The sequence below is a fragment of the Paenibacillus borealis genome (assembly GCF_000758665.1).
GTDB classification, from domain to species: Bacteria; Bacillota; Bacilli; order Paenibacillales; family Paenibacillaceae; genus Paenibacillus_AQ; species Paenibacillus_AQ borealis.
Genome location: NZ_CP009285.1, coordinates 6,408,263 through 6,433,281 on the forward strand (window position 1 = coordinate 6,408,263; position 25,019 = coordinate 6,433,281).

Annotated in this window: 20 protein-coding genes; 8 read left to right on the forward strand and 12 right to left on the reverse strand. The window is 52.9% G+C overall.

Annotated elements, in window-relative coordinates; genetic code table 11:
* Positions 1-42 precede the first annotated feature (42 nt).
* The 3 genes from PBOR_RS27130 to PBOR_RS27140 all read right to left on the reverse strand — a co-directional run bounded on the left by PBOR_RS27130 (position 43) and on the right by PBOR_RS27140 (position 4,857).
* Positions 43-2,169: a CocE/NonD family hydrolase gene (locus PBOR_RS27130; protein WP_042217010.1), complete on the reverse strand. Its 2,127-nt coding sequence runs from the start codon at positions 2,167-2,169 to the stop codon at positions 43-45.
* Positions 2,170-2,182: 13 nt separating this feature from the next.
* Entirely contained in the window at positions 2,183-3,349 is a 1,167-nt protein-coding gene (locus PBOR_RS27135; protein ID WP_042217011.1) for a dipeptidase, read from the reverse strand.
* Between the two features lie 539 nt (positions 3,350-3,888).
* Complete coding sequence (locus PBOR_RS27140) at positions 3,889-4,857, reverse strand: ornithine cyclodeaminase family protein (RefSeq protein WP_245648302.1); 969 nt, start codon at positions 4,855-4,857, stop codon at positions 3,889-3,891.
* Between the two features lie 128 nt (positions 4,858-4,985).
* On the opposite strand from PBOR_RS27140, the gene fabV reads away from it, so the two are divergent.
* From fabV to PBOR_RS27155, 3 genes are all read left to right on the forward strand, one after another.
* Entirely contained in the window at positions 4,986-6,176 is a 1,191-nt protein-coding gene (fabV, locus tag PBOR_RS27145) for an enoyl-ACP reductase FabV (RefSeq protein ID WP_042217013.1), read from the forward strand.
* Between the two features lie 199 nt (positions 6,177-6,375).
* Positions 6,376-6,966: a PadR family transcriptional regulator gene (locus tag PBOR_RS27150; protein WP_042217014.1), complete on the forward strand. Its 591-nt coding sequence runs from the start codon at positions 6,376-6,378 to the stop codon at positions 6,964-6,966.
* Positions 6,959-7,735: an EFR1 family ferrodoxin gene (locus tag PBOR_RS27155; RefSeq protein WP_042217015.1), complete on the forward strand. Its 777-nt coding sequence runs from the start codon at positions 6,959-6,961 to the stop codon at positions 7,733-7,735. Before PBOR_RS27150 ends, PBOR_RS27155 begins: the two co-directional genes overlap by 8 nt.
* Before the next feature lie 10 nt (positions 7,736-7,745).
* Here the strand turns inward: PBOR_RS27155 and PBOR_RS37790 are convergent, their stop codons facing one another.
* A complete protein-coding gene (locus PBOR_RS37790; RefSeq protein WP_157764137.1) occupies positions 7,746-7,907 on the reverse strand; it encodes a hypothetical protein in 162 nt (53 codons plus the stop codon).
* Here PBOR_RS37790 and PBOR_RS27160 point away from each other — a divergent pair.
* Positions 7,906-8,208, forward strand: a complete 303-nt coding sequence (locus tag PBOR_RS27160) for a hypothetical protein (RefSeq protein WP_042217016.1) — start codon at positions 7,906-7,908, stop codon at positions 8,206-8,208. The two genes, PBOR_RS37790 and PBOR_RS27160, sit on opposite strands and share 2 nt — an antisense overlap.
* Positions 8,209-8,330: 122 nt before the next feature.
* On the opposite strand, the gene PBOR_RS27165 is transcribed toward PBOR_RS27160, so the two are convergent.
* Positions 8,331-9,089, reverse strand: coding sequence for an SDR family oxidoreductase (locus PBOR_RS27165; protein WP_042217017.1), 759 nt, complete (start codon positions 9,087-9,089; stop codon positions 8,331-8,333).
* Positions 9,090-9,346: 257 nt separating this feature from the next.
* On the opposite strand from PBOR_RS27165, the gene PBOR_RS27170 reads away from it, so the two are divergent.
* Positions 9,347-10,480, forward strand: a complete 1,134-nt coding sequence (locus tag PBOR_RS27170) for a glycoside hydrolase family 88 protein (protein ID WP_042217018.1) — start codon at positions 9,347-9,349, stop codon at positions 10,478-10,480.
* 77 nt (positions 10,481-10,557) lie between these two features.
* Here PBOR_RS27170 and PBOR_RS37185 read toward each other — a convergent pair whose 3' ends face one another.
* Positions 10,558-10,713 (reverse strand): hypothetical protein, encoded by a 156-nt coding sequence (locus PBOR_RS37185; protein ID WP_157764138.1) that lies wholly within the window; start codon positions 10,711-10,713, stop codon positions 10,558-10,560.
* A 365-nt stretch (positions 10,714-11,078) separates the two neighbouring features.
* On the opposite strand from PBOR_RS37185, the gene PBOR_RS35725 reads away from it, so the two are divergent.
* The 3 genes from PBOR_RS35725 to PBOR_RS27185 all read left to right on the forward strand — a co-directional run bounded on the left by PBOR_RS35725 (position 11,079) and on the right by PBOR_RS27185 (position 14,004).
* Positions 11,079-11,945 carry an AraC family transcriptional regulator gene (locus PBOR_RS35725; RefSeq protein WP_167549575.1) on the forward strand — a complete coding sequence of 289 codons (867 nt, stop codon included), beginning with the start codon at positions 11,079-11,081 and terminating at the stop codon, positions 11,943-11,945.
* 381 nt (positions 11,946-12,326) lie between these two features.
* Positions 12,327-13,157, forward strand: coding sequence for a membrane protein insertase YidC (gene yidC, locus PBOR_RS27180; protein ID WP_042217019.1), 831 nt, complete (start codon positions 12,327-12,329; stop codon positions 13,155-13,157).
* Between the two features lie 205 nt (positions 13,158-13,362).
* Positions 13,363-14,004 (forward strand): hypothetical protein, encoded by a 642-nt coding sequence (locus PBOR_RS27185; RefSeq protein ID WP_042217020.1) that lies wholly within the window; start codon positions 13,363-13,365, stop codon positions 14,002-14,004.
* A 104-nt stretch (positions 14,005-14,108) separates the two neighbouring features.
* On the opposite strand, the gene PBOR_RS27190 is transcribed toward PBOR_RS27185, so the two are convergent.
* The 6 genes from PBOR_RS27190 to PBOR_RS27215 all read right to left on the reverse strand — a co-directional run bounded on the left by PBOR_RS27190 (position 14,109) and on the right by PBOR_RS27215 (position 24,880).
* Complete coding sequence (locus tag PBOR_RS27190; RefSeq protein ID WP_042217021.1) at positions 14,109-17,885, reverse strand: Ig-like domain-containing protein; 3,777 nt, start codon at positions 17,883-17,885, stop codon at positions 14,109-14,111.
* 127 nt (positions 17,886-18,012) lie between these two features.
* Complete coding sequence (locus tag PBOR_RS27195; protein WP_042217022.1) at positions 18,013-19,566, reverse strand: ABC transporter substrate-binding protein; 1,554 nt, start codon at positions 19,564-19,566, stop codon at positions 18,013-18,015.
* Between the two features lie 38 nt (positions 19,567-19,604).
* Positions 19,605-20,489, reverse strand: coding sequence for a carbohydrate ABC transporter permease (locus PBOR_RS27200; protein ID WP_042217023.1), 885 nt, complete (start codon positions 20,487-20,489; stop codon positions 19,605-19,607).
* Positions 20,490-20,504: 15 nt separating this feature from the next.
* A complete protein-coding gene (locus PBOR_RS27205; RefSeq protein ID WP_042217024.1) occupies positions 20,505-21,491 on the reverse strand; it encodes an ABC transporter permease in 987 nt (328 codons plus the stop codon).
* A gap of 244 nt (positions 21,492-21,735) precedes the next feature.
* Complete coding sequence (locus PBOR_RS27210; RefSeq protein ID WP_042217025.1) at positions 21,736-24,045, reverse strand: helix-turn-helix domain-containing protein; 2,310 nt, start codon at positions 24,043-24,045, stop codon at positions 21,736-21,738.
* Between the two features lie 58 nt (positions 24,046-24,103).
* Positions 24,104-24,880, reverse strand: coding sequence for a GDSL-type esterase/lipase family protein (locus tag PBOR_RS27215; RefSeq protein ID WP_052429652.1), 777 nt, complete (start codon positions 24,878-24,880; stop codon positions 24,104-24,106).
* Positions 24,881-25,019 lie beyond the last annotated feature (139 nt).

A 25,019-nucleotide genomic window follows, 5' to 3' on the forward strand; every position in this document is an offset into this window, starting at 1 on the left:
ACAAATAAAGGGTTAGAAATTCAACACTTTGAAATTTAACACTTAGCAATTCGGCACCACCGGCAGCTTAATATGGCTCGGATACTCATGGTTATGGCAGATCGTCTGCTGTACAATCACCGCTTCAGCATCTTCATATGGATTATTCCCGGTGTTCGTGTTGGGGAAGGCCACAAATTTGCTGGAAGAAGTGACAGTGAAGCGTACCCGGTGCCCTGCGGCAAAAGTGTGGGCAATGTTCTGCATGAAAATATCGTACTGCTCCACCTGCCCCGGCACCAGCAGCTGCGGCTGTTCCAGCCCGTGCCGGTATTTCGCCCGCACGATGTAATTGGACAGGCGGATGGAATCGCCCTGCTCATTCACATCGCTGAGCGTCACCACCCAGTCCGTATCCAGCCCCGTGCTCGCGGCATAGATGACCGCTGACAGCTCTCCGGCGATCGTCAGACGCTCTGCCAGCGGTTCACTGGTATAGACGACAATGTCGCTGCGCAGCTCATGCTTCCGCATATTCTCCGGCTCCCGCTCGCCGCTGTCGGCCACCGGATCAGCCGGATTATAGATGTAAGTGTCTGCTGCTGAATGCTCCTCAGGCTCAGCCGCCAGTCTGCCATCCCCCAGCGACGAATTCGCCCGGCCATTCCCGCCCAGATAGAACGGAGTAATCACCGCTTCTGCCGGTGTCCAGTCCTCCGAGGTTCTCCAGCGGTTCTCACCCACCACATAATAGGAAGCCCGCGGCTCCTGGTCGATGCCGTTCGGGATATCCTTCAGGAACCGGTCGAACCAGCGCAGCACGGAAATATCATAATCGTACACCACTGCATCATTGCCGAAGGACACACCCAGCAGATCCCGTGCCCGGTTCGGTCCGTGCTCCCAGGCGCCGAGCCGGATTTTGCGGCTCTTCACATCATGCTCCGTCAGCATCCGCCAGGTCTCCGATACTCCCGGGCTGTCACCGTCATACCAGCCGGAAATCACATACATCGGAACCTTAACCTGATCCCCGCGTTCGGTGAACGTACAGTTTCTCCAGAAATCGTCATATTCAGGATGCTGGCTCCACAGCTCCCACGGCCCCGAAGTGCGGCCGATCATCTGCTGCGGAATATCCCTGATCGGTCTGGCATCGACCGCCGCTTCCGGGTCCACTGTAATGCCGCCGAAGATATCAAAGTCCGTACGCGTCCCCACCGACTGCGCAAGCGTCCAGGACAGCAGCGGCCAGGAGCAGAGCGTCCCGCCTTTGCGCGCGGTGTCCACGAAGGGCGAACCTACATTCACCTCATCCACCACCGCCAGCAGGTTCGGGTGGCCGCTGGTAGCGGCTGCTACAACGACATAGCCGAGGTAGGAGGCGCCCCACATTCCAACTTTGCCGTCAGACCATGGCTGGGCTATAATCCAGTCAATAGTATCGTAGCCGTCATCGCGTTCATTGTAGAACGGGATCAGCTCCCCTTCCGAATCCGCCCGGCCGCGTACATCCTGGGAGACCACGGCGTAGCCTTTGTTCGCCCAGCGCATGAAGATTTCTTTTTTACCATTCCGGTCGTAACAGGTTCTTACCAAGATAGTTGGCACCTTCGTTCCCGGCTCAAGACCTTCAGGAAGAAACAAATCGGTAGCCAGCTTCACGCCGTCCCGCATCGGCACAAGATACGCCCCCAGATCATTCACACCGTATTCCGGCTGTGACAACAGCGGCTCAGCATAGAGGGCGAGCGGGGTCAGCTGCTCATACCCTGCCTTAACGATCAGCTCAATGCCATAGCGGTTAGGGGTCAGAAAAGCGATAACCTCCCCGTCCAGCGTCACAATATCCAGCGCCGTGCCCCCGCGGTAAGCCCATACCTGTGAAGTCCGCTCTGCGCCGGAGATCTCCGCCTGATAGGTAATATGCTTCTGATATTTATCCCCGTTCTCCAGTACAACCTCGTCCCCCAGCCATTCTGCTGATGTGTATATACTAAGCTGCTCCGCAATCCGGGCCAGCGGAAGAACATATTTCGCCCCTGCCTCCAGCACATTCTCCTGCATCTGCGTACGTCTGCGCGTGTCAACCTTGGCGTGCATGACGACCTGGTCCGTGAAACGGATTTTGCCGCTATATATTCCTGAGCAGTAGAAGTTAAAGCTTGTCTGCTGTAAGTATGAATTCATCTGTAAAAGTCCCCTATCCGCAAATTTGTTCGAACACGCGCAGCCAGTTGCCGCCCATAATCTTAGCGATCTCTTCATCGCTGTAACCGCGCCCTACCAGTCCCCGCGTGAAATTGCTGAAATAACTGTATTTCTCAAGCCCTGCTACGGTCTCCGTGGAGGGACCATCCCCTTTGGCGAATCCCAGCTTCGGAGCGATATGCTCTTTGAAAAAGACCAGCGACCAGCCAAGGTCACTCATAGGCCAGTCCGTGCCGATGCCCACATGATCTGCGCCTACCAGCCTGATCACATATTCAATATGGTCCAGCACATGCTCAATGGTGGTATGATCAGGATCTTCATGTACAAACCACGGCATCGCAAAAATACCAATCACCCCGCCGGTGGCAGCAATTGCACGGATCTCCTCATCACTTTTGCAGCGCATATGCGGGTAGATAGCTTCCACACCAGTATGCGAGGCGATAACCGGCGCACTTGAGGCCGCGCAGGCATCCAGGGTGGTCTGTCTGCCGCAGTGTCCGGTATCGACGATGATTCTGAGCGTGTTCAGCCGTTCCACAAACCGCAGACCGTATTTGGACAGCCCTCCATTGCCCGGCTCCGCACAGCCGGAACCTATCAGATTCTGGTTATTGTACGTTAACTGCAGAATCCTTAGACCAAAGCCATGCAGCGCATCGAGCAGCTCCAGATTTTTTCCCAGCGCATCCGTTTCCTGTGCCGTTACAATCCCTGCCTTCCTGCCCTCACGTTTAGCCCTGCGGATATCCTCCGCCGTCAGTGCCTTCACCAGCCAGTCTGAGGAATCGAACTGCAGCTGAACCTCACCCATACTGGTAATCATACTCTCCGTATCATTCAGGTGCAGCTCGCGGTTCCCCGCCGTAATGCCGGACCTGTACCATTCCTCTTTGTACTCCGCAATCTCGCCGCTGGCCGACAGCCGGGTAATGATCTGCGCCGGCATGGCGCTGTAGACCATCGGTTCATCCTTGTACGGCTCGCACAGCTCCTTCACCTTAAGCGAGACACTCTCGGGAATTGCGCCTGGAGATAGAGGCCCCTGAAACAGCAGATCAATATTGATATTCTCTTCATGCAGGCGTTTCGCCCGCTCCTCCTGTGATGCACTCAGTCCGAAATCATACCAGCCTTCCTGTTCCTGTAAGCCCACTTGATTCAGCCCCTCTTATATTAACTACAGCTATCAACTTGATAGCTGGTTTTTGTCGTTCTTGTAATGTTCAACTATTCTATTGCTAGTATAATGTCTGATCTAAACTAGTAAAAACCACGTTGGCCCGTCGCTTTGCTGAGGGTTCACAATGCCCTGATTAGGGGATATGCGGTAGGCTTAATTGCACTTTGTACAACTAAACTGTCTCATTTACAACCGATTATCCGTTTAGTTGTATTTCGTACAATTAAACTGACCTATGTAGACGGGTTCTCGCCATTTGGGCAGATTTAGTTGTACAGACTACAGTTATAAGTGGCAAGCATCCCTTTTCGCTATTTTTAATTGTACATTATACAACTATCACTTAAGTTTCACTTGGAGCGAATACATCATCATCCATTGCTGCTTGCTGCATTGTTGAATCCACTCACTTCTTTATTTCTGATGTTGGACTAGTTACTCTTAATGTTACTCCTAATAAGACTTGAAAACGCAGTGTTCTGCGGAGCTGGTCAGCGTCAGGTTCGATCTAATTACAATGAAACTTCCACACCTTTATTCAGCGCAACCGCCTGTTTATAAATATAGAAGGCTGCGGCAAGATCCTGAACGGCAAGCCCCAGTCCCTTAAAAAGCGTGATTTCACTGCTGCTTCCCCTGCCCGGAACATGTCCCTTCAGCAGGCCGCCGATTTCACCAATAATATGGTCCGCCGTAATCGCCCCTTCACTGAGCGGGATCAGATAATCCCCCGCTTCATGGACCGCCGACTCCAGCCGGTCCACATAGAGCCTGGCCCCGGCTACCAGCGCCGTGTCCAGCTCCCGTTCATGCGCCCTGCATGCGCCGATCGCATTGATGTGCGCGCCTGGCTTCACCCAGGCGCCGTGCAGCACCGGCTCGCCCGCCGCCGTCGCCGTGCAGATAATGTCCGCGTCCATCACCGCGTCCTGCACAGACAGCGCTGCCGTGATCTCTGCGTTCCACCGGCTGCTCATGGCATCGGCGAACGCCCGGGCCTTGCCCGGCGTTCTGCTCCAGACCTTGGCGCGCTTAATGCCGCGCACCTGCAGCATCGCCTCCAGATGGCTCCGGGCCTGCTCCCCGGTGCCGAGAACCGCCAGGGACTCCGCCTCTTCCCTGGCGAGCAGCTTCGTCGCTGCCGCACTGACCGCCGCCGTGCGGATGGCTGTAATCGACTGGCCGTCCACTATGGCCAGCGGCACGCCGGTGGCGGCGTCGAACAACGACACCATCCCCTGATGCGACGGCAGACCGCTCCCGTGGTTGCCAGGGAATACGCTGATGATCTTAGCACCAGCGACCCCTTCACGCCGCAGATACCCCGGCATCAATCCCAGCACATTCCGCTCCTCCAGCGGAAGAACCTGGCGGAGACTCTGCACCGCCTCCCCCTCCGACAGGTCAGCGAGGACAGTTTCCATCACAGCGATGCAGGACTCCATCGTTAGAATCTCTGCAACTTCCTTCCCGTTTATCATCAGCACCTATAGACCCTCCCGGATTCCTGGTATCAAAAAATGATTCAAGCTTATCTTTCTATGCCATCATTTGCTATACTCTATATTAGCGAAAAAAGTTAAAAACTAAAACAAAGGGGATATCCTTGATGATTATTCAGCCAAAAACACGCGGATTTATCTGTACGACTGCTCACCCGGAGGGATGTGCCGGACAAATACAGGAACAGATTGACTATGTACGGGCACAAAAGAAACTTTCCGGTCCGGCCAACGTGCTGGTCATCGGCGCTTCTACCGGCTACGGGCTGGCTTCACGGATTGCGGCGGCATTTGGCGCAGGTGCCAATACCATCGGCGTATTCTTCGACAAAGCTGCTGAAGGTGCCCGCACGGCCTCCGCAGGCTGGTACAATTCCGCTGCTTTTGAGCAGGAAGCGGCCAAGCTGGGCCTGAAATCGTTCAGTATCGTCGGCGATGCCTTCTCGGATGCCATTAAGACCAAGACCATTGACCTCATCAAAGCTGAATTCGGCACCGTTGATCTCGTTGTGTACAGCGTAGCTTCCCCGCGCCGCACCCATCCGGTTACAGGAGAAGTGTTCTCTTCGGTGATTAAGCCAGTTGGGGAAGCTTACACGAACAAAACGATGAACTTCCACACCGGAGAAGTATCCACGGTTACTATTGAGCCGGCAACGGATGACGAGGTCCGCCAGACGATCGCTGTTATGGGCGGAGAAGACTGGGGCATGTGGATCAATCAGCTGCAGGGAGCCGGTGTGCTTGCAGATGGTGCAACAACTGTGGCCTATTCCTATATCGGACCCAAGATCACCCATCCCATCTATCGGGACGGAACCATCGGCCAGGCGAAGAACCATCTGGAACAGACGGCGATCGCGCTGAACGAACAGCTCTCTGCTACAGGTGGACGGGCCTTCGTCTCCGTGAACAAGGCTCTGGTTACCCAGTCCAGCTCCGCCATCCCGGTGGTGCCGCTGTACATTTCCGCACTCTATAGAGTAATGAAGGAAAAAGAACTGCACGAGAACTGCATTCAGCAGATGTACCGCCTGTTCGCAGACCACCTGTATAATGGCGGTGAAGCGGCAGCAGACGGCAGCCACCTGATCCGGATTGATGACTGGGAGATGCGCGAGGATGTGCAGATCGAGGTCATGAGACGCTGGAACGAGCTTGAAACGGATAATGTTCCTGAACTTGCAGATCTTAAGGGCTACCAGGATGATTTCTTCCATCTGTTCGGCTTCCGCACCGAAGGCGTGGATTACGAAGCCGAGGCTGAGCCTGCCGTCGCTATTCCCAATATGGTATAAGCGTTCCTCCCAAAACATCAAGCCGTTCCCTTCACCGGGAGCGGCTTTTTAGCGTGCAGATTCCAGGTTATCGCTCCAATTCGGGCATAAGCGCATAAGCACCCCCAACAATTCATCTCATTAAATAACGTTTGACTTTAGATTATCCTTACGGTATTTTATATCTAAAAGATATATCTTACAGATTGGATGCGTGCATATGGCTGCTAACAGGAGCAAGACGGGTTACGTGTTACTGGGACTATTAAACGAAGAGAATTTAACTGGCTATGAGATCAAAAAGATCGTAGATACCCGGCTTTCCTTCTTTTGGAGTGAGAGCTTTGGCCAGATCTATCCGGAGCTGAAGCGGCTGGCTGCGGAGGGCCTGATCGCCGTGTGTGAAGAACCTGTTTCTGCCGGGGGCAAGAACAGCAAACAAAGCATCAAGTATCAGATAACCGCATCCGGAAGGTATGAATTACAGGAATGGCTCAAGACACCGGTGGAAAAGGAAACCGTACGCTACGAGCTTCTGCTCAAGCTGTACTTCTCCAATTCATCCTCTTCCGAAACTATGCTGGAGCATATCCGGGAATTCGAAATCAACCATCGCAGGCAGCAGCAGATGTTCGACAAATTCGAGGCGCAGCTGAAGCAGAATCTGGATGTCCACAGCAATCACAGCCGCATCCTGATGGTTCTGTCCTTTGGCCAGAAGCTGTGGGAATCTTACGCCGACTGGTGCGGGCAGACCATAGCCTTGCTGGAGCAGGAAATCGCAGAACAGGGGATTCCGCAGAATGAATAAGACCGTGGATTTGTATTACTTTTCAGGTACGGGCAATACGAAAGCGATTGTAGACTTTGTGGTCAGAACCCTTAAGACTTATAACATCCGCACCTCCCTGAACCTGATCGGCAGCGGATATATGCCAAGCAGTCCGGTTAATGACCTGTGGCTGGCCTTTCCGGTCAATTCGCAATCCGTATCCCCGTTCATCTGGAGATTCTTCCGCTGGCTCCCGAAGAGCCAGGGCACCAGAGTCTATGTGATTGCCACGCTCAACAACTCAGCACATATTCTGGAGCCGCTCTATACCCTGCTGAAGAATAAGGGTTACATCCCTGTCTCCGCCTGTGAGATCAGTATGCCTAACAATATGCTGGATGCTGAAGCAAGTCCGGAGGATGATCTGGGCCGGCTGAGCGCCGCCTATCAGAAAGCTGAGACTTTTGTCCATCAGGCACTTGCCGGTGAATCGGTATGGAAGTCAGAGTACCCGGGGTCGAAGGCCGTCTCCGTTCTTTCCAGAAGAACCGTACTGCCCTGGATGTCGATGCGGCTGATGCTCAGATTGCGGACGGTCCCCTCGAAATGCATCAGTTGTGAATTATGCGTTCTGCAATGTCCCACCGGTAACATAGTGGTTGTCGATGATCTGCCGTACCACGGATACAAATGTGACTTCTGCATGAAATGTGCAGCGAACTGTCCGCGTAAGGCGATCGTGGTATCCGGCAAAGACAAAATTCATTTCCGCAATGCCAGAATGCATAAATCCACTTTGGAACAATAGGATGGAGAGTTCACATGGGTCTGCACATTAAAGGATTCATCATACCCTTATTAGTATTGCTGCCGAATCTGATCTTCATTTTCTTCCCGCCCCGGAATGCTCCAGAGTCTTTGGCCTCTACACCCCTGATCTTCACGATCTTGGAGCGGGCAGGCCAGATCACTTGCTTCATGATGCCTATTCTCCTGGGCCGCAAGCTTGCCGAGCAGCCCCTTGGCCCGTCTGCTGTACTGATGGCGGTCTGCCTGCTCATCTATTATGGTTGCTGGGGCCGCTTTTACTGGAGTGGGAGAGAATTCGCCGTGTTGTTCACGCCTTGGCTTGGAATTCCCGTTCCTATGGCTGTCTTCCCGGCAATCTACTTCATGCTGCTTGGATTCTGGCTGGAGTCCTGGCTGCTCCTGATCCCTGCCTTCCTGTTTGCCGTTGGTCATTTGGTGAACAGCTGGAATGTTTATACTCAGGTCCGCTAGAAGCCCACTGGTGTCCGCCTCGCAACATATCAATCCTGTCTTTTTTTTAAAAAAACCGCCATCCCCATCAGGCTGAAGTTTTGGCAAACTTGCCCGGAGGATGGCGGTTTCTTGTAGTAATATTATGCTTCTGATCCGGAAGCCGCAAGCCAGTCCGCTAACCATGTCGGCGCAATACGCAGATGATCTCCGGCCGGAACCAGCGAATGATCCTGCAGCTCTGTTCCGAAATAACGCGCCTCCATATCGCCGACTACCTGACGCGTATCCTGCTTAGCCTTCAGGGATTGCCGGACGAATTCATCCAGAGGCAGCTTATCCGGTCCGGCCAGCTCGGCAATCCCGTTCACTGGAGCCCCAAGGATATAATCAACCAGCGCAGCTGCTACATCATCAGAGGCTATTGGCTGTACCCAGACTGAAGGCAGGCGGACGATATCCCCTTCTGTAGCGGTATAGGCAATGCCTTCCGCGAAGTCGAAGAACTGAGTCGCACGCACGATGGTATAGGGAACGGGGGAAGCCTGGATCAGCTCCTCCTGAGCCATTTTCCCGCGGAAATAACCACTCTGCAGTAAGCCGTCAGTACCTACTACAGATAACGCCACATGGTGCTTCACTCCTGCCTCTATTTCCGCTGCTAACAGATTGCGGGTCGTTGTCCCGAAGAATTCCAGCACAGCGTCGTCTGCAAACGAAGGCGAGTTCGCAACATCAACAACGGCATCAGCATCTTTCAGCGCTTCTGCCAGCCCCTCACCTGTCATAGCATTGATGCCCAGAGAAGGTGATGCAGCCACAGTCTCATGACCCAGCCCCTGCATCAGGTTCACCAATTTCTTTCCAATAAGTCCGCTCCCGCCAACCACTACAATTTTCATGTGTATTTCCTCCTGGTTTCTGCAACAGACACAAACCGCCCTGCCACGGGCACTCTGCCTCCATCCTATTTTGTTTGCTGTACATCCTGTAGACAAACCGGACCGGAGTTCTGTGACAAACAGCTCTCTCCCGTGTAACAGGTTCCGGGTAAGCTCCACCTAAACCGCAATTCACCTAAGAATTCACGCAACAAACCAACATAGCAGCAGGCTTATAATAACCATAAGAACAATATAGCGATAATATGGAGGTTATTATGAACTGGAAAAATGCGATTGAGCACACGCTCTCGACCACCCGCCTTAATATCAAGCGCTTTAGAGACCATTCACCAATTGTAAGCCTGGGCGACGGCAAATATCATCTGACGGACCATACCAGCTGGACGGAAGGCTTCTGGTCCGGCATTCTGTGGCTGAGCTATGAATACAGCCAAGACCCGGAGATTCACGCTGCCGCCATCCGGACGGTTGAGTCCTTCAACAAGCGCATGACCGCCGGGAAGGAGCTTGATCATCATGATATAGGCTTCTTATATTCGCTGTCCGCCAAGGCCCGCTGGATCACCGAGAAGGATGAGGCTTCGCGTCAGCTGGCCTTGCAGGCAGCCGATGTTCTGATGAAGCGCTGGCGCGCTGCCCCGCAGCTCTTTCAGGCCTGGGGACCGGAAGGCGATGCAGACAACGGCGGCCGGATTATTATCGACTGCCTGATGAATCTTCCGCTGCTCTGCTGGGCCACTGAACAGACCGGAGACCCCGGCTATGCCGGGTATGCCCGGATCCACGCCGAGAAAAGCCGCCGCTTCCTGGTGAGGGGAGATGACTCCTCCTACCATACTTTTTATTTTGACCAGCAGACGGGGAATGCCCTGCGCGGAGGAACCGCGCAGGGTTATCAGGACGGCTCCACCTGGACGCGGGGACAGGCCTGGGGGGTCTACGGCTTTGCCTTAGCATACCGCTATTTTAAAGAGCCTCATTATCTCGAAACCTCCAAAAGGATGGCCCGCTATTTCCTGGAGCATCTTCCCGCCGATCATGTCGCATATTGGGATTTCGATGCCCCGCAGGAGGAGTCCACTCCACGCGACAGTTCAGCTTCCGCCATCGTTGTCTGCGGTCTTCTTGAGCTGCTGGAGCACCTGCCGGAGGAGGACCCGGATCGGGCATGGTTTGAAGAAGCAGTAAACAAGTCGATGGATTCGCTGCTGAACTGCTATTTTACCGCAGGCAGTCCGTCAGAAGAGGGTTTTCTGCGTCACGGCTCCTATTCGGTCAGAGGGAATTCCTCTCCCGATGATTTCATGATCTGGGGGGATTACTTCTTCCTGGAGGCACTGCTGCGTCTGCAGCGGGGTGTACCGGGGTACTGGTACGAACGGGGATAGCATGTACTGCATCTGGATTGACTAGACTCTGATCTGCTGGTACACAACATTATCTGCGGCACCGGGTTGATAATCCTTTATTCCGGCAAGCCTCTTTCAGTGGAGCCTGCCGGTTTTTGCTGCACGAAATACAACATTTCCCTCATCAAATCGTCCCACATCCGGAATTGTTGTAGAAAATGCAGCAATTCCCCTCCTTCAAGCGGCTCAGCGGGACAATTCCTGTATTTCATACAACAATTCTCCCGAACTCCCTGGTATCAGGGAATCAAAGCTGTATTTCTTACAACATTTTAGGAATGGAGGATGGATTTTCACAATTGCCCTGCCACAAAGCCATGGATTGGCTAGTTGTTTGGTTACTTGGTTCGTTGGTTCGTTGCTTAGTTGGTTGTTTACTTACTTGGCTCGTTCGTTGGTTTGTTGCTTGGTTCTTTGCTTACTTGCTTGGTTCGTCGGTTGCTTGGTTGGCGATTGTTGTCTTATAAGTGTGGCCGAAATCGCAGTTTTATTTTTGCCAGCCGTCTATTTATACTGGAGTTAGTAGTAATGGAGTAATAGCAGTGAACTATGGTTGATAAGGGAGCGTCGCATGAGCATGGACAGGAATAGTAACAATCATCCGCCCAGGGGAATGGACCCCGGATTGTTTATGTACAAATATAAATATATTGACGGCGAATCCCTCTATTTTCATGCGCACAGGGGCATTGAAATACTGTATATTTACAGCGGCTGCGGTGAAATCATGGTGGAGAATCAGACCTATCCTCTTGAGGATCATACGCTGGTCTTGTTCCAGCCCTATCAGCTGCACCGTGTAATGGTACCTCCGGCAGAAGGCCGTTCCTATATCCGGACCAATCTAACCTTTGATCCTGGTTTCATGGAGCATTATCTTGCCGCGTTTCCTATCCTGGAGAAGTTCTTCCGGTACCTGTGGAGGGGCACCCTGCAGAAGCCGGTATTCTACGGAATGAATGACACCCGGATTCCCGAGCTGCTGGAAGAGCTGCATCAATGTACCGGGCACGCTGCTACCGGCCGGGAAGAGAACACAGGACTGCTCATTCTTCAGCTTATCCGGCTGCTTCAAACACAGATGTCCGGTATCCCGGCCGGGGACAACCCTCTCCATTCGCGGGGAGGCTCACATGTCCAGCGGATTACCGAATGGCTGGATGAGCATTACAAGGAGAATTTCAGCCTTGAGGCACTGGCCGCCAGTCTGCATCTGTCCCCCTACCATATTTCGCATGTGTTCAAACAATATGCCGGCATTACGCTGTCCGAATATCTGATGCAGCGGCGTGTCAGGGAAGCCTGTATCCTGCTCGCCAACACCAGCCAATCCATCGGGGAGATCGCGGTAGAAGTAGGCAATCTGTCCCCGTCCTATTTCAGCCAGATGTTCAAGAAGAACAAAGGAATCTCCCCCGAGAAATACAGGAACAGCATCCGTTGAATGTATAACGCAATCACAGGCAGGTTAGTGAAACCACATAGTTCTTCTGCCGTATAATCATTATTCAAATTTTCCAATACGGCTCATAAGGAGGTGACTTGGCTGGAGCATTTTTATGACTTAATTCAATTGGCATTCTCGATCGCTCTCATCTCTTCGTTAGTGTTAATTCCCTTCACCTATTTTTCTACACAAGAGATACACTGGGGTTATGAAATTGCTCCAGCCGGTTCAACCTGGTTTGTGGCTGTCAGACTATCGCAACCGAGCAGCATTCAACGTTGGATAGTACGTACCGTCAGACGAAGAGAAGCACCTGATGATGAAGACCCTAGTCCTTCCCCACATTGAATTCCATACTTTCAATTAGGGAGGACAACGATGAACAAGACTTTATTGCTCCAAAAATGGGCCAAGCCCATTCTCGTCCTATTGCTTGGGATTATTCCGGTCATTGTGCTCAGCGGGTGTTCGGCTGCATCCCAGTCAAACTCGATCACTGCCGCTTCACCAGGGTTATTTAACCACTTTTTTATATATCCATTTTCGGTCTTGATCAAATTCTTCGCGGATACTTTTCACGGAAACTACGGATTAGCGATCGTGCTGATGACTTTCATCATCAGACTTGCGATCCTGCCGCTCATGATGAATCAAACCAAGAAACAAATGGTCATGAAAGCAAAGATGGCCGTCCTCCAGCCGGAGTTAACTGCACTTCAGGAGAAGTACAAGAACGATATCAGTCCGGATGCAAAAAAACAACAGCAAGCCGAGATGATGCAGCTCTACCAGAAGCATCAATTCAATCCCTTAAACATGGGGTGTTTACCGATGCTTCTCCAATGGCCGGTCACCCTCGCATTTTACTACGCCATTCGCCGTACCCCAGAGATTGCAGCTCACGATTTTCTGTGGTTTAGCTTGGGGACAACAGATATGATTTTGCCGCTGATTGCGGCTGCGGTGTATTACGTTCAGTTCCGCATGTCCCAATCCGTTTCAGCGCAGTCTCAGCAGAATCAAAATAACCAAATGGCTTTCATCGGATTGTTGTCACCGGTCATGATGGGTTTATCTTCTTTTGCTATGCCCGCCGCGTTGCCGTTATATTGGGCGGTTGGCGGTATATTTATTATCGTGCAAACGGTCATACTCAATAAATATACACGAAGCCAAATGCAGCGGGTAAAAACCTGCCCGCCGTTGTAGAAGACCAGTCATAGAACAATACTAAATACAAGGCATCTGAGGCGCAGCCTCGGATGCTCTTTTAGAGTGGAAGGAATTTAAATGAAGATTGTGGAATATTATCAATAGCTTTTGAAAGGAGGATTCCAGATGTGGTTTCATGGTTATATACAACCGATAAGAATTCGCCCCCTCCCTCAATCATAAAAAATTGAGGAGGGTTATAATGAAAATTAATGATAATTATTTAAAAGAACAGCTAAAGCATGTTTATTGGTTAAATGGCGGTTGTTGCGCGGGCAAGACTACAATGACGAAGAAATTTGTTGAGGAATTAGGATTTCAAACGCTAGAGGATAATGTCCTAAACTATAGGCCGTTCACTAAAGCTGCTGAATACCCTGCACTTCAATATCCGCATCCTGACTTAAACTGGGATGAATGGTTTAATAGACCCCAAAATGAGTATTGTGAATGGCTGCTTCAAATTGTCGAGGAAATGATGGAGTTCTTCGTTATCGATTTATTGAAAATGCCTGCTGATATACCGGTCATAATAGATCTGGGAATCATGCCGGAACGGATTCTCCCCTTTGTTCCCAAGGAAAGAATGATATGTCTCTATACGTCTGATGAAGAAATCGAAAGGCTATTTTTCTTTAGGGAAGACCATAAGATGATTTTGGATGTTATTAACCTAACAGCTAATCCAGCAGAAACAATCACAAACGGAAATAAAAATGTCGTAAAGTTTTCCCGTGATATTAGAAATGCCTGTGTTAAAAGCGGTATTAAAACCCTTGAAAGAACAACTAGTCTGAGTGTTGAAGAACAATTTCGAGTAGTGTGTGAGCATTTCGGATTGTAATTCAGAAAAACCGCCCAATCCGTAGCCTCAAACAACGCCCTCATCGACTCCGGACAGTCAACTGTAAAAGGCGCCCTTCCCGCAGGAAGAGCGCCTTTTAACATTTACGGCAGGACCGAGAAGGTAATATCGTCGAACAGCATATAGGCGAAGCCGCTGGTATAGAAGCCGACCTTGCCGGACGGACGGTGTCCCGGATCGCTGCCGGAGAGCCTTGGCGAGCCGTCCACAGATACGGCGATATCTCCGTCCCGGGCCGTCACCTTCACGTCATACTCCGTATCCGGCAGCAGGTCATGTCCAGGCAGGACCGTCTCGGTCAGCTTCTGCCAGGCCGTATCGTACAGGATCCAGCCGGAGGTTCCGTCTGCCCGGGTACGGTAGCCGATCCGGGTGGAGCCGGCGCTGTCCTGGCGGTCGAAGATGTAGAGGATGCCGTTATCCGGCATCACTGGCGGCGTCTTCAGCTTAAACTCCAGTTGATAAGAAGTGAAGCTCCTGTCGAGCAGGCCGGTAGCACCGTTCAGCAGCTTATAACGGCGGTTCCCGTCCGGATCAGCGGCGATGCTGCGGTTGGGATCTACCGGCCAGCCATTGCCCCCGTTCTCGAAATCCGTCTCATGCATGATGCTCGAGACGGTTACTGTAATGTCCGCCTTAATGAGCGGATTTACCGTAGACACAGCCGAGATGAGGGTCTCGCCTTCGTATACGGCGTGGACCACTCCCGTGCTATCCACCGTGGCCACCGCCGGGTTGGCCGACTGCCAGGTTACGCCTGTATCCGGCGTATCCGCGGGATCAAAGGCCAGCTGCAACTGCCGCTGTTCTCCTGCGGCAATACGCACCTTGCTCTCCGCCGGAATGATCCCGGCCAGCGTAGTCGTCGGAGCCTTGAACTGAATGTCATCGAAGTGCATCTGGCTGACATTGCTGACGTAGAAGCCGACCTTCCCCTCCGCATTATGGCCCGGATCGTTGCCCTTCAGCCGGAAGGCTCCATTCAGATAGACGCTGATATCGCCGCCCTTCACAAGCATTTTGACCGCATACTCCGTATTCGGCTGCAGGTCATGCCCGGGCAGCTTCACCTCCTTCAGCACCGTCCAGGCTGAATTGTACAGCAGCCAGGCGGAGGTGCCGTCGGCCCGCGTCTTGTAGCCGATCCGGCTGGAGCCGCTGCCGGCCTGGCGGTCGAAAATATACAGGGTCACATTATCCCCCATAATCTCCGGCGTTTTCAGCCTGAAGCTCAACTCATATTCAGAGAAGGTTTTGGGACTGAGCGATGACGCTCCGTTCAGCACCTTGTACCAGCGGTTCGTGCCAATCTTCTCAATGCTGCGGTTGGCATCCTGGAGCCAGCCGTTCGCGCCCGACTCGAAATCCGTGAAATCCATCACGCCGTCACCGGCCTCCACATTCACCGTAACGGTAGCAGTCAGCAGCGGATTCTCCGCGGAGGCTACCGTAATAGCCGTGCTGCCGACAGACTGGCCGGTTACAACACCCGCCCCATCCACAGCAGCGATACCGGGATCGGCTGAAGTGAAGGTCAGGACGGGATGATCCGCGTTCCAAGGAAGCACCGCCGTGCGCAGCTTCAGCGTTTTCCAGCGGTCCACGGTAACTTCGCTGTCATAGACGGCTACCCCCTGAACAGGATGGCTATCTGTACCAGCTGTTGTACCTGCCTTGCCAACAACGCCGATGTCGTTAAACGGAATGTCAGGGAAACCGGGAATGACATCGAAGACATCCGCGTCCGGCAGCAGCGACAGATCACCGCCCGCCAGATCAGTGAATCCGGGGTCCGTTGCCGTCACCCAGTTATCCGCATACTGCACAAGCCCGAATTTGTCATACGCCCCATACACATTAGTCGTTACGCTGCGCGGAACCGACGGGTTGTAGACGACATTACCCTGGAACGTATTCGTGTCGGGATAATACCGGTTCTCCGTGAAGAAATCCGCCAGCTCAGGATACTTGGTCATATAAGGGGTCCCGGTGAAATTATTGTTCGCCGCGAACAGCGCCTGCCACTTCGGCATGTAGTTCAGCGGCACCTGATCATCCGGCTCATCGCCCAGGAACATATCCGCATAATCATAAGGAATTTTGCTGTCGATAAAAATATTGTTGCGGGTCAGGATATGCGCGCCGCCGTTGTTTTTAATAGCCGAATTGCCCATCTTGTAAAATATATTCTCGTCGATAGTCAATCCCATCGTGAAGTTGTCGGGATATACGCCCTCCACTCCTGCTTTGCTCTCGCCGATGTTATGGAAGTAGTTGCGTCTGATGACAGTGCCCCGCTCATGGGGCTGTTCGCCCGCATTCATGTAGATGGCGCCGAGATCCGAGAAGGTGGTGCATACATCATAGATCTCGTTATACTCCACGGTATGGTCATTGCCGAAGATCAGCACGCCCGGATGGGGCGCATCATGCAGCTCATTATGCGACATGCGGTTGCCGACGCCGGACAGCAGAACCCCGGGGTTATAGGCTTTGTGATAGTAGGCAAAATCATGGATATGCGAATTTTCCACCGTATTGTTCCCCGGCGCAAGCGTCGTTTTGTTGCCTCCCGCCAGCGTGACGGCGGTGCCTCCGATATGATGAATATGGGTGCTGATTATGGCGTGATCCGTTCCCGGTGCCCCTTCAAAGTTGTTGTAATAGAATCGGCTCTGTGTGTTAACCAGTACCCCGCTGTTGGTGAAATTGCGGATCTCGCTGTTCAGAATACGCATATGGCTGCCGCCCATGAATACAGCTGCCGAATCACGGCCGTTCTCAAGCACTAGCTCCGAGAAGTCGATATAGGAGGCATTCAGAGCGTTGATCATCGGACTCTTCAGCATCGTCACTTCAATATCCGGATTCTCTGCGGCTGTAAACTCAGCGTTCGGCAGGAAATACAGCTTGCCCGCCTGACGGTCGATGTAATATTCGCCGGGCATATCGATTTCCTCCAGCAGATTTTGCGCGAAATGGAAATCCGGGTACCAGTTTTTGAAAAGGCCGCTCATTTCACCGTAACGGAGCGTGATGCTTCGGGCAGCCGTGTCGATGGAAGCAATCTTGTTGTACGACCACTCCCAGCTGTAGCCAAAGATCCCGTCCAGCCAGATGTCATCCGCCTGTGTCCAGTACTGGGGACGGTCATACGTATAGGTGAAGGTGCCGCCGCGCGTATGCACCTCCCCGTTCGGGTCCTTCCGCGTCGGGCCCGGATCGAGAATTTCATCCATCTGGACGGTGCCTTCGTTCGGCCAGCGGGCCAGCGTCATGCCCTGTCCGGCCACATACAGCTCCATCGGCGGCACCTCGCTCAGATCATTGGCCAGATAATACCCGTGACGGCTGAGCTGGCCGTAATCGGTAATCCCGAGCGCTGCCAGATCAGCCTCCAGCACTTTGGTTCTGGCCTCAGTACTAATAATACGGCTGAGCACCGACGTGTCCGTAACCGGAACGAACGCTGACTTGGCCAGCTGCTCCGAACCTGACAACGTCACGGACTCACCCGGATAGGCCGTGTAAGTCACCGGCTTGCCGGCTTCGCCTGAATCCTGCTGCCGCAGCTCGAAGCTGGACGTCCGTTCGTACCTCCCTTCGCGCAAATACACAGTGACGCCGCCCTCCGGCAGACCCTCCTCTGCTTTCAGCGTACGGATGGTGTCCCGGGCTTTCTCTAAAGTCAGAAACGGGGCATTCTGCGTCCCATTATTGGAATCGCTTCCATTAGTGGCGACATAAATAACCGCCCCTGGAGTCGTGCCCTCCGCTGATACAGTGACCGCAAGCGGCGGGGCAGGATTGACCGTGAACAACATACTGGCGGCAATGGCGGCAAGCAAACGTTTTTTCACCAAGTCTCCTCTTCCTTTCCGGTTGGAATAGTAACGGCTCCGCCTGTGTTATGCCTTAGCGAAGCCGTCCATGAGCAGCAGGTTCCCGTGATCTCCTCCAGAGGTGCAGGTATATTCTCTATGAAGCTTACTTCTTCAGGCCTTTATCCTTAAGGAATTGCTCGAATTGTTTGGTTACTTCCGCTACGTATTTCTCTTCTCCCGCTTCCTTCAGCTTGCCGTATAGTGCAGGCCAGGTTTCTTCGAAGTCGAGTGTTCCGGTAACGAGTCCCCGTTTATATTCACCCCAGACCGCATTCAGGTTGGCGATCTCCGTATTCACCGGCTCAGAATTGAATTTGAAGGCCCCTACAGGATTGACCTCTGAATCGGAATTGATCTTCTTGGTCTCTTCCCAGACATTCTCCGGCTGGCCTTCTTTCAGATAAGAGTTGAATACGCTGCCAAAAACCCAGTCCATATTCGGCAGATAACGGGAATCAGCCTTTGCCTTGATGTAATCCCCATTGGTTTTGTCATAGTGCTCACCGGCAATACCATTGCAGAGCAGATTGTACAGCTCCTTATCGGTATTCACCAGATTCAGGAACATCATCGCACGCTCCGGATTAGGAGCCGTACGGCTGATCGACTGGTTGGTCGTGGCCGAATAGCCGTTGGAGAACCAGTCACTAAGCGGAACCGTGATAACTTCGTTACCGCCGTTTTTGGCCTTCACCTCAGCCTCCACACCCGGCTTCAGGGTAACGTTGAAATCGACCGCAATTTGGCCTTTGACCAGATAATCATTCATTTTTTCTGTGGCTGCATCTTTGTAAATATAGCCTTCCTTATACCATTTGCTGGCCAATCGGAAATTGTCCAGCTCTTCTTCAGGATAGCGCTGCAATGTATACGCAGGATCATCTGTTTTGATATAGAAATGGTCATCCAGCCCCGGAACTACCCAGTATTTGTCGTCATGGGACTGCGGATTGATGAAGGAAGTGCCGAATAGGCCAAACGGAATGATGTCCGGTTCATTTTGCTTGATTTGAGCAAGGAACGGTTCAATATCGGCAATTTTCTTAATGGAAGCGGTATCAAGATTGTACTTGTCAGCGAAACGTTTCTGGATAATAAATCCGTAACGGGAGCCGTTGATCTGCTGGTTCGGGATACCGTAAATCTCCCCGTCGACCGACAGACCGTCCCACATCACCTGCGGCACATCCGCCTTCAGCTCCGGCGCGTATTCATCCAGCAGGGCATCCATCGGCTGGATGGCTCCTTTGCGAACCAGCTCTTCGGGCTTCAGCATGTAGCCGGTCCAGAGAATATCGAACTTCTCTCCCGCCGCAAGCACCGTGTTCATCTTCTGCACATAGTCCCCGATGGCAACAGGCATCAGCTTCACTGTGGCATTAATCTTCGCCTTCACAATCTTGTTGACTTCCTCCTGCACCTTCTCCTGGTCAGCCTGAAGCTGGGACAGCGGATAATACCAGGTCAGTTCGACCGGTTTCAGCTCGCCTGCGTTTCCTGATTCCGGGGCCGCACTTTGCGCGGTTTCCGCTCCCCCGCTTCCTTCCGCACCTTTCCCGGCATTACTGTTCCCGCCGTTATTATTGCCTCCGCAGCCGGACAGCACCGATGCAACCAGCAATACGGATGCCAGAACTCCAAACAGCTTCTTTTTCATGTAAGTGACCTCCTGTACTTTGTACATGTAATTGTATGTTAACCCTTTAGGGAGCCAACCGTAAGCCCTTTGACGAAAAACCGCTGAAAAAACGGGAAGATCACCAGCATCGGTCCGCCGGCCAGTACGGCAATCGCCATCCGCGCGGAGCTGTTGGGGAAACTCGATAGATCGATGCCCAGCTGTCCGGTAAATTCAGAGTTCGTGGTGAGAAACTCAATGCTGTTGAGCGTCCGTACCAGCAATAGCTGGAGCGGCACTTTGTTCGGATCATCGATGTAGAGCATCGCGTTGAACCATTCGTTCCAGTAGGTAAATGAAATCAGAAGACCCAAAGTGGCAAGCGCCGGAGTGGACAGCGGCAGAATGATCCGGAAGAAAATGCGGAATTCCCGCGCCCCGTCAATTTTGGCCGATTCAATGATCTCCAGCGGAATTTTGGACATGAAGCCTTTCATGACCATGATGTTGAACGGCGACAGCAGGATGGGCAGAATCAGCGCCAGCAGGCTGTCCTTCAGATGCAGATATTGCGTTATAAGAATGTAGGAAGGAACGAGTCCCCCGCTGAACAGCATGGTGAAAAATACATAGAAGGTCGTCGCCCGGTTATACCGGTAATCCTGCCTTGAGATCACGTATGCGGTCATCGCGGTCAGCAGCAGGCCAACCAGCGCGCCAATAATGGTCACCGTAAAGGTTACCCCGTAGGCCCGGAGCAGAATGTCAGGAGCGTCCAGCAGATAGCGGTAGGCATCCAGACTGAAGGTTGTAGGGATAAACTGATACCCGTTTTCGTTCAGCGACTTCTCATCCGTCAGCGATACAGCGATGACCAGCAGAAACGGCAGGACAACCACAAGCGACAGCACCGTAAACAGCAGATTAATGAACAGCTTGGAAAATTCGAATTTCTTGCCCACGCTAAGGGCACCTCCTTACCACAGGGAATTATCAGAATCAATTTTGCGCACAATTCCGTTGGCCGTCAGCACCAGCACCAGACCCACAACCGACTGGTAAAAGCCTGTAGCCGCGGACATGCTTACATTGCCGACTTCACGGAGCGCGCGGTACACATAGGTATCAATGATATCCGTAGAGCCGTAGAGAAAACCTGAGTTGTTCGGGATGAAATAATGCAGGCCAAAGTCGCCGCGGAACATATTACCGATGGACAGGATCAGCATAATGATGATGATCGGAGCCATCAGGGGGATCGTGATTTTGAACGCCATCTGCCGCTTGGTCGCCCCGTCGATCCGCGCCGCCTCGTAATATTCGCTGTTAATACCAATAATGCCGGCAAAATATATCAGCGTGTTGAACCCGACCACTTTCCATAGTTGAACCAGAATGAGGATCACCGGCCACGGCCCGGCATTCTGGTACCAGCTCACCGGATTCAGCCCGAAGGATTCCAGAGTGCGGTTGATGAAGCCGTCGGAATGGTTCAAGAAGGCGTACGCCACGTAACCCACCAGTACCCAGGACAGGAAGTGGGGCAGAAACAAGGCCGTCTGGTAGAACTTGCTCCACTTCGCCTTGATTTCGTTCATCAGAATCGCCAGCAGCAGCGCCGCTGAGGTACCTACCAGAATGTAGGCGGTATTATAGAGAACCGTATTACGGGTTATCCGCCACGCTGTATCCGTAGTGAATAAATAACGGAAATTATCCAGTCCCACCCACTTGCTGCCGAAGATGCCGAGATCATAGCGGTAATTTTTAAAAGCGATGATGAGGCCGATCATTGGAATGTAGGCAAAAATCAATTTGTACAGCAGTCCCGGCAGCGAGAGCAGGAACAGCTCCCGGTTGTTCCGGAAATGGTGAAGCTCTCTTCCGATCCAGGTTCTTCTGCGCGTTCCCGGCGGTGCACCTGAACCTGCTCTTTGTTCCGCTAGTGGAACCTTATTCAACATAACCAAAGCCCCTTCCTTTCCTTCCTTAGCTGCAGCTGTTTGCCTGCGTTCCAGGCTTTGCATGACTAACCATAGCTCAGAATCAGGCCTCGGCGTAACTGTACAATTGCAAGATTGCTGTAAAGAGGGGCTGTATTGTTGCCAGTTTCCTGTTCCGGCCGGACTGTGGCATTCAAGGCGCAGCAAAAAGCCCGCTACATGAACATCGTTCATTAGCGGGCCTGCTTAAGGTGGAACAACCCGTTTATTTGCTGCGGTCAATGGCAGACTTCAGGCGGTATTCCTTCGGTGTCGTTCCATAGCGGCGTTTGAACAGGCGGTAGAAATAGCTTTCGTTACCGAAGCCGACCTTTTCCATAATCTCTGTAACGGTCAAGTCCTTCTGCTCCAGGTATTCTTTGGCATAGGCCAGGCGGGCTGCGTTGATCTGATCCACCACGGTCGTGCCTTCCTGTGCTTTGAACACCTGACCCAGATAGACGGAGTTCATCTTAAGCATATCAGCGATCCGCTGCACATTCAGATCCGGATCGGCGTAATGCTTATCAATAATTTCCTTCACCGTTTCGGCCAGCAGCCGGTTCTTATCCTCCCGCCCGCTGCGCCGCTGCTCCGCCACCTCGCGCACAACCTCCAGAAGTACGGCCTCAATCTCATCCAGCGTCTCTTTTTCCAGAATACGCCGGTTAACGGCCTGCAGGTTGACCGATACCGGGTTGACGTTGCGGTTGTTCATCTCGCCAAGCGTGTTGCTTAAGGTAACCGCAAGATGAAGCACCGCCGAGAACATATTCTCGTAGCTGAAGCTGCCGAGCAGTTCTCTCCATTTGCGGATCGTCTGCTCCGTCTCTGCCAGATCCCCGCCCTTCAGTCCTTCCGTCAGCTGCCGTTCCAGCTCCTGCGGGATACGCAGCGATTCATTCCGCTCATTCTCCCGGAGCATCTCAGGCTCAAGCACGGCTCCCTTGCCGAAGATCATCCGGTAGTTCGAGTGGCGCATAGCCAGATTGTAATGCCGGGTAATGAAGCGGTAATCCGTGAACACTTCGCTCAGCGTAACTGTAAAGGTAATATGATAGTAGTCAAAAATCGTCTGCTGAAGCTCCCTGAAGCGCTCCTCCAGCTTCGCAAGTGTCCCTTCTCCGCTGCCGGCGATGAAGACCAGATGGCCGCTTTTCATATCTGCAGCTTCACAGGAGCCCTCACGCCGCAGCTGCTCCTGGCCGATATTGGCAATGGCAAAGTACAGCAGGGATTCCATCGGCAGCCCCGGTTCTGCGGCAAGTCCCTGCAGATTGTCAATCTGCACCAGGGCCAGCCGCAGCGGTGAAGGATAAGCGATGTTAATTCCGTGCTGCTCCCTGATCTGCAGGAATGCCTGTTCATCGATGCTCTGGCTTGACCCGATCAGACTGCGCAGCTGGTAGAGCTTGGCGATATTTGACTGCGATGCCCGCTCCAGCTCCAGCCCCTTCAGCTTGCTGATCATCTCGGTCACGTTGGCTGCAATCAGCGACAGCTCATCCTTCGCCTGCGGAGCGCCGTGTACATCCTGCGGCACCAGCGTCAGCAGCTGGCCCACCGGCTTATACAGCCGTAATGCAAAGAACACAGACAGCAGGATAGCGAGCAGAACTACAGACAGCGTGACCGCTATCTCCGTCCATTTCATCTGCCGCACGCTGCCCAGCACAACATCGTAATCCTGCATGCTGACGATCTGCCAGTTATTCAGCGCTTTGCTCAGATAAGTGACCTTGTACTTCCTGTCTCCATACGTTTCGTTAAAAGAATTAAGCGGCGTGGCTGAAGAAGTTATCCGCGGCAGCAGGTCCGCCTTGATGTCAAGACCCGCCGGAAGCAGCCCGTCGGTTGAAATTAGCACCTCGCCGTCACTGTCCGTAATGAAGAGGACATCCTTTTCACGCTCCGCCACCTGATTAAGCGCTTTCATATTATCCAGCATCCAGCCCGGCTTCACCGTCAGAATCAGCACATTGTCATTGATAGATCCGAGGGTCTCCCCGTCATAAATGAAGATCGCAAATACATCAATCCCCTCGTCCTCTCCGTCAAGGTCCAGCGGAATCAGCTGCAGCTTCGGCAGATCGGCCCGGGAGGCCATGTAGTCCTTAAGGGAATCGTACAGGAGACTATTGTTAATTTCATGATTGAGCGACGAGAAGAACCGGTGCTGGGCCCCATTGTAAAAGATGGCAGCATGCAGATACGGGGAAGAGGCCACCGTATGGTTGAGGCGCTCGATCTTGAGAATGCTCTGCCTGTAATCCGCGCCGGACTTCAGGGCGAGCAGTTCTTCGTCATTGTACAGCGAAACCGCCAGATCCTTTACGATACCATTCATGTTCTCTATATTGTAATTGATTTGGGTCAGCAGCTTGCGGTCGGCTTCGTTCTGCAGGCTAAGCACCTTCCCGCGGGCATTTGAGTTCACAAACAGCGAAGCCACAGCCAGTGTGGCCACAACAAGCATAAAGCTGAGTAGAATCCGCTGTAAATATTTCCGCGAGCGGATCGTCTGCAATACCTTCATAGGTGATCTCTCCCGGCTCATAGGGTGACCTTACTATAATCCCGCGCCATTTTGCATGTCAATCCGCTTTTCCGCGGGCCGCCTCCCCCGATTCCTCCGCACCCCGCAGCGTATCCGGCTCTGCATCGAACAAATTCCGCAGAAGTGTCCGTGCGATTACCCCGTGTCCCGCTGCGTCCGGATGGATTCCGTCTCCATAACTATACGAGGCATTCAGTGACCGCTCCTGCCGGATATGCTCCAGCAGCGGTGTGCGCAAATCGATGATGCCATCCGCAGGACATTCACCGGACAGCAGCCAGCCCGCATAATGCTCCAACACCTCGTCATAATCCTTGTAAGGAGCCAGATAGCTGAAATCAGCCGCATCCGCCGGCTGCAGCCGGCCGTTCATGGACGGAGCGTCAAATGGCGGCGGTGTCATCAGCACAACAGCGGCCCCCGCTTCACGGATTTGTGTGCTCAGCTGCAGCATCCCCGCCTGATAGGCTGCGAAACGCTCTTCCGACAAAGGATGATAGATCCCGTCATTCATCCCGTAGCAGGCTACGACCACACCCGGAGACGCTGCCGCAAGCTCTCTTGCCAGCCGTTCGTGGATGCAAGGCCGCGGAAACGGATGTGCCGCTTCGCTGAGGCCCGACGCCGTCTCGCTGGGAACACCGCCCGGGATCAGCTCCACCGCCAGATCCGGACGGTGCTGCTTCAGCCCTTCCCGGGCTAATCGGATATACAGGCCGTCTGCCGTAATGCTGTCCCCGAGGAACAGAATCACGGGATTCGCGGAATCTTTGGTTACCCTATCAATAATCGTATGAATATTTAAAGGCAGCATTTCTTCCCTCCTGATCATTGCGCCATTTCCCCGTCTTGGCCTATGCCAAGCGGTTCTCCTGCAATCTAATGGTAGCGCCCTCTGCCTTTTTCCGCCTTAACGATCCCGACTTTCTTTAGCATTATATCGACATGACTGA

Coding starts and splice junctions, on each gene's coding strand:
- PBOR_RS27130 (WP_042217010.1), bottom strand. CDS start 2,169: ATGAATTCATACTTACAGCAGACAAGCTTTAACTTCTACTGCTCAGGA.
- fabV (WP_042217013.1), top strand. CDS start 4,986: ATGATTATTCAGCCAAAAACACGCGGATTTATCTGTACGACTGCTCAC.
- PBOR_RS27205 (WP_042217024.1), bottom strand. CDS start 21,491: ATGTTGAATAAGGTTCCACTAGCGGAACAAAGAGCAGGTTCAGGTGCA.
- PBOR_RS27210 (WP_042217025.1), bottom strand. CDS start 24,045: ATGAAGGTATTGCAGACGATCCGCTCGCGGAAATATTTACAGCGGATT.
- PBOR_RS27160 (WP_042217016.1), top strand. CDS start 7,906: ATGATGCCTATTCTCCTGGGCCGCAAGCTTGCCGAGCAGCCCCTTGGC.
- PBOR_RS27140 (WP_245648302.1), bottom strand. CDS start 4,857: ATGATAAACGGGAAGGAAGTTGCAGAGATTCTAACGATGGAGTCCTGC.
- PBOR_RS27170 (WP_042217018.1), top strand. CDS start 9,347: ATGAACTGGAAAAATGCGATTGAGCACACGCTCTCGACCACCCGCCTT.
- PBOR_RS37185 (WP_157764138.1), bottom strand. CDS start 10,713: ATGAAATACAGGAATTGTCCCGCTGAGCCGCTTGAAGGAGGGGAATTG.
- PBOR_RS27150 (WP_042217014.1), top strand. CDS start 6,376: ATGGCTGCTAACAGGAGCAAGACGGGTTACGTGTTACTGGGACTATTA.
- PBOR_RS35725 (WP_167549575.1), top strand. CDS start 11,079: ATGGACAGGAATAGTAACAATCATCCGCCCAGGGGAATGGACCCCGGA.
- PBOR_RS27215 (WP_052429652.1), bottom strand. CDS start 24,880: ATGCTGCCTTTAAATATTCATACGATTATTGATAGGGTAACCAAAGAT.
- yidC (WP_042217019.1), top strand. CDS start 12,327: ATGAACAAGACTTTATTGCTCCAAAAATGGGCCAAGCCCATTCTCGTC.
- PBOR_RS27185 (WP_042217020.1), top strand. CDS start 13,363: ATGAAAATTAATGATAATTATTTAAAAGAACAGCTAAAGCATGTTTAT.
- PBOR_RS27165 (WP_042217017.1), bottom strand. CDS start 9,089: ATGAAAATTGTAGTGGTTGGCGGGAGCGGACTTATTGGAAAGAAATTG.
- PBOR_RS27155 (WP_042217015.1), top strand. CDS start 6,959: ATGAATAAGACCGTGGATTTGTATTACTTTTCAGGTACGGGCAATACG.
- PBOR_RS37790 (WP_157764137.1), bottom strand. CDS start 7,907: ATGAAGCAAGTGATCTGGCCTGCCCGCTCCAAGATCGTGAAGATCAGG.
- PBOR_RS27195 (WP_042217022.1), bottom strand. CDS start 19,566: ATGAAAAAGAAGCTGTTTGGAGTTCTGGCATCCGTATTGCTGGTTGCA.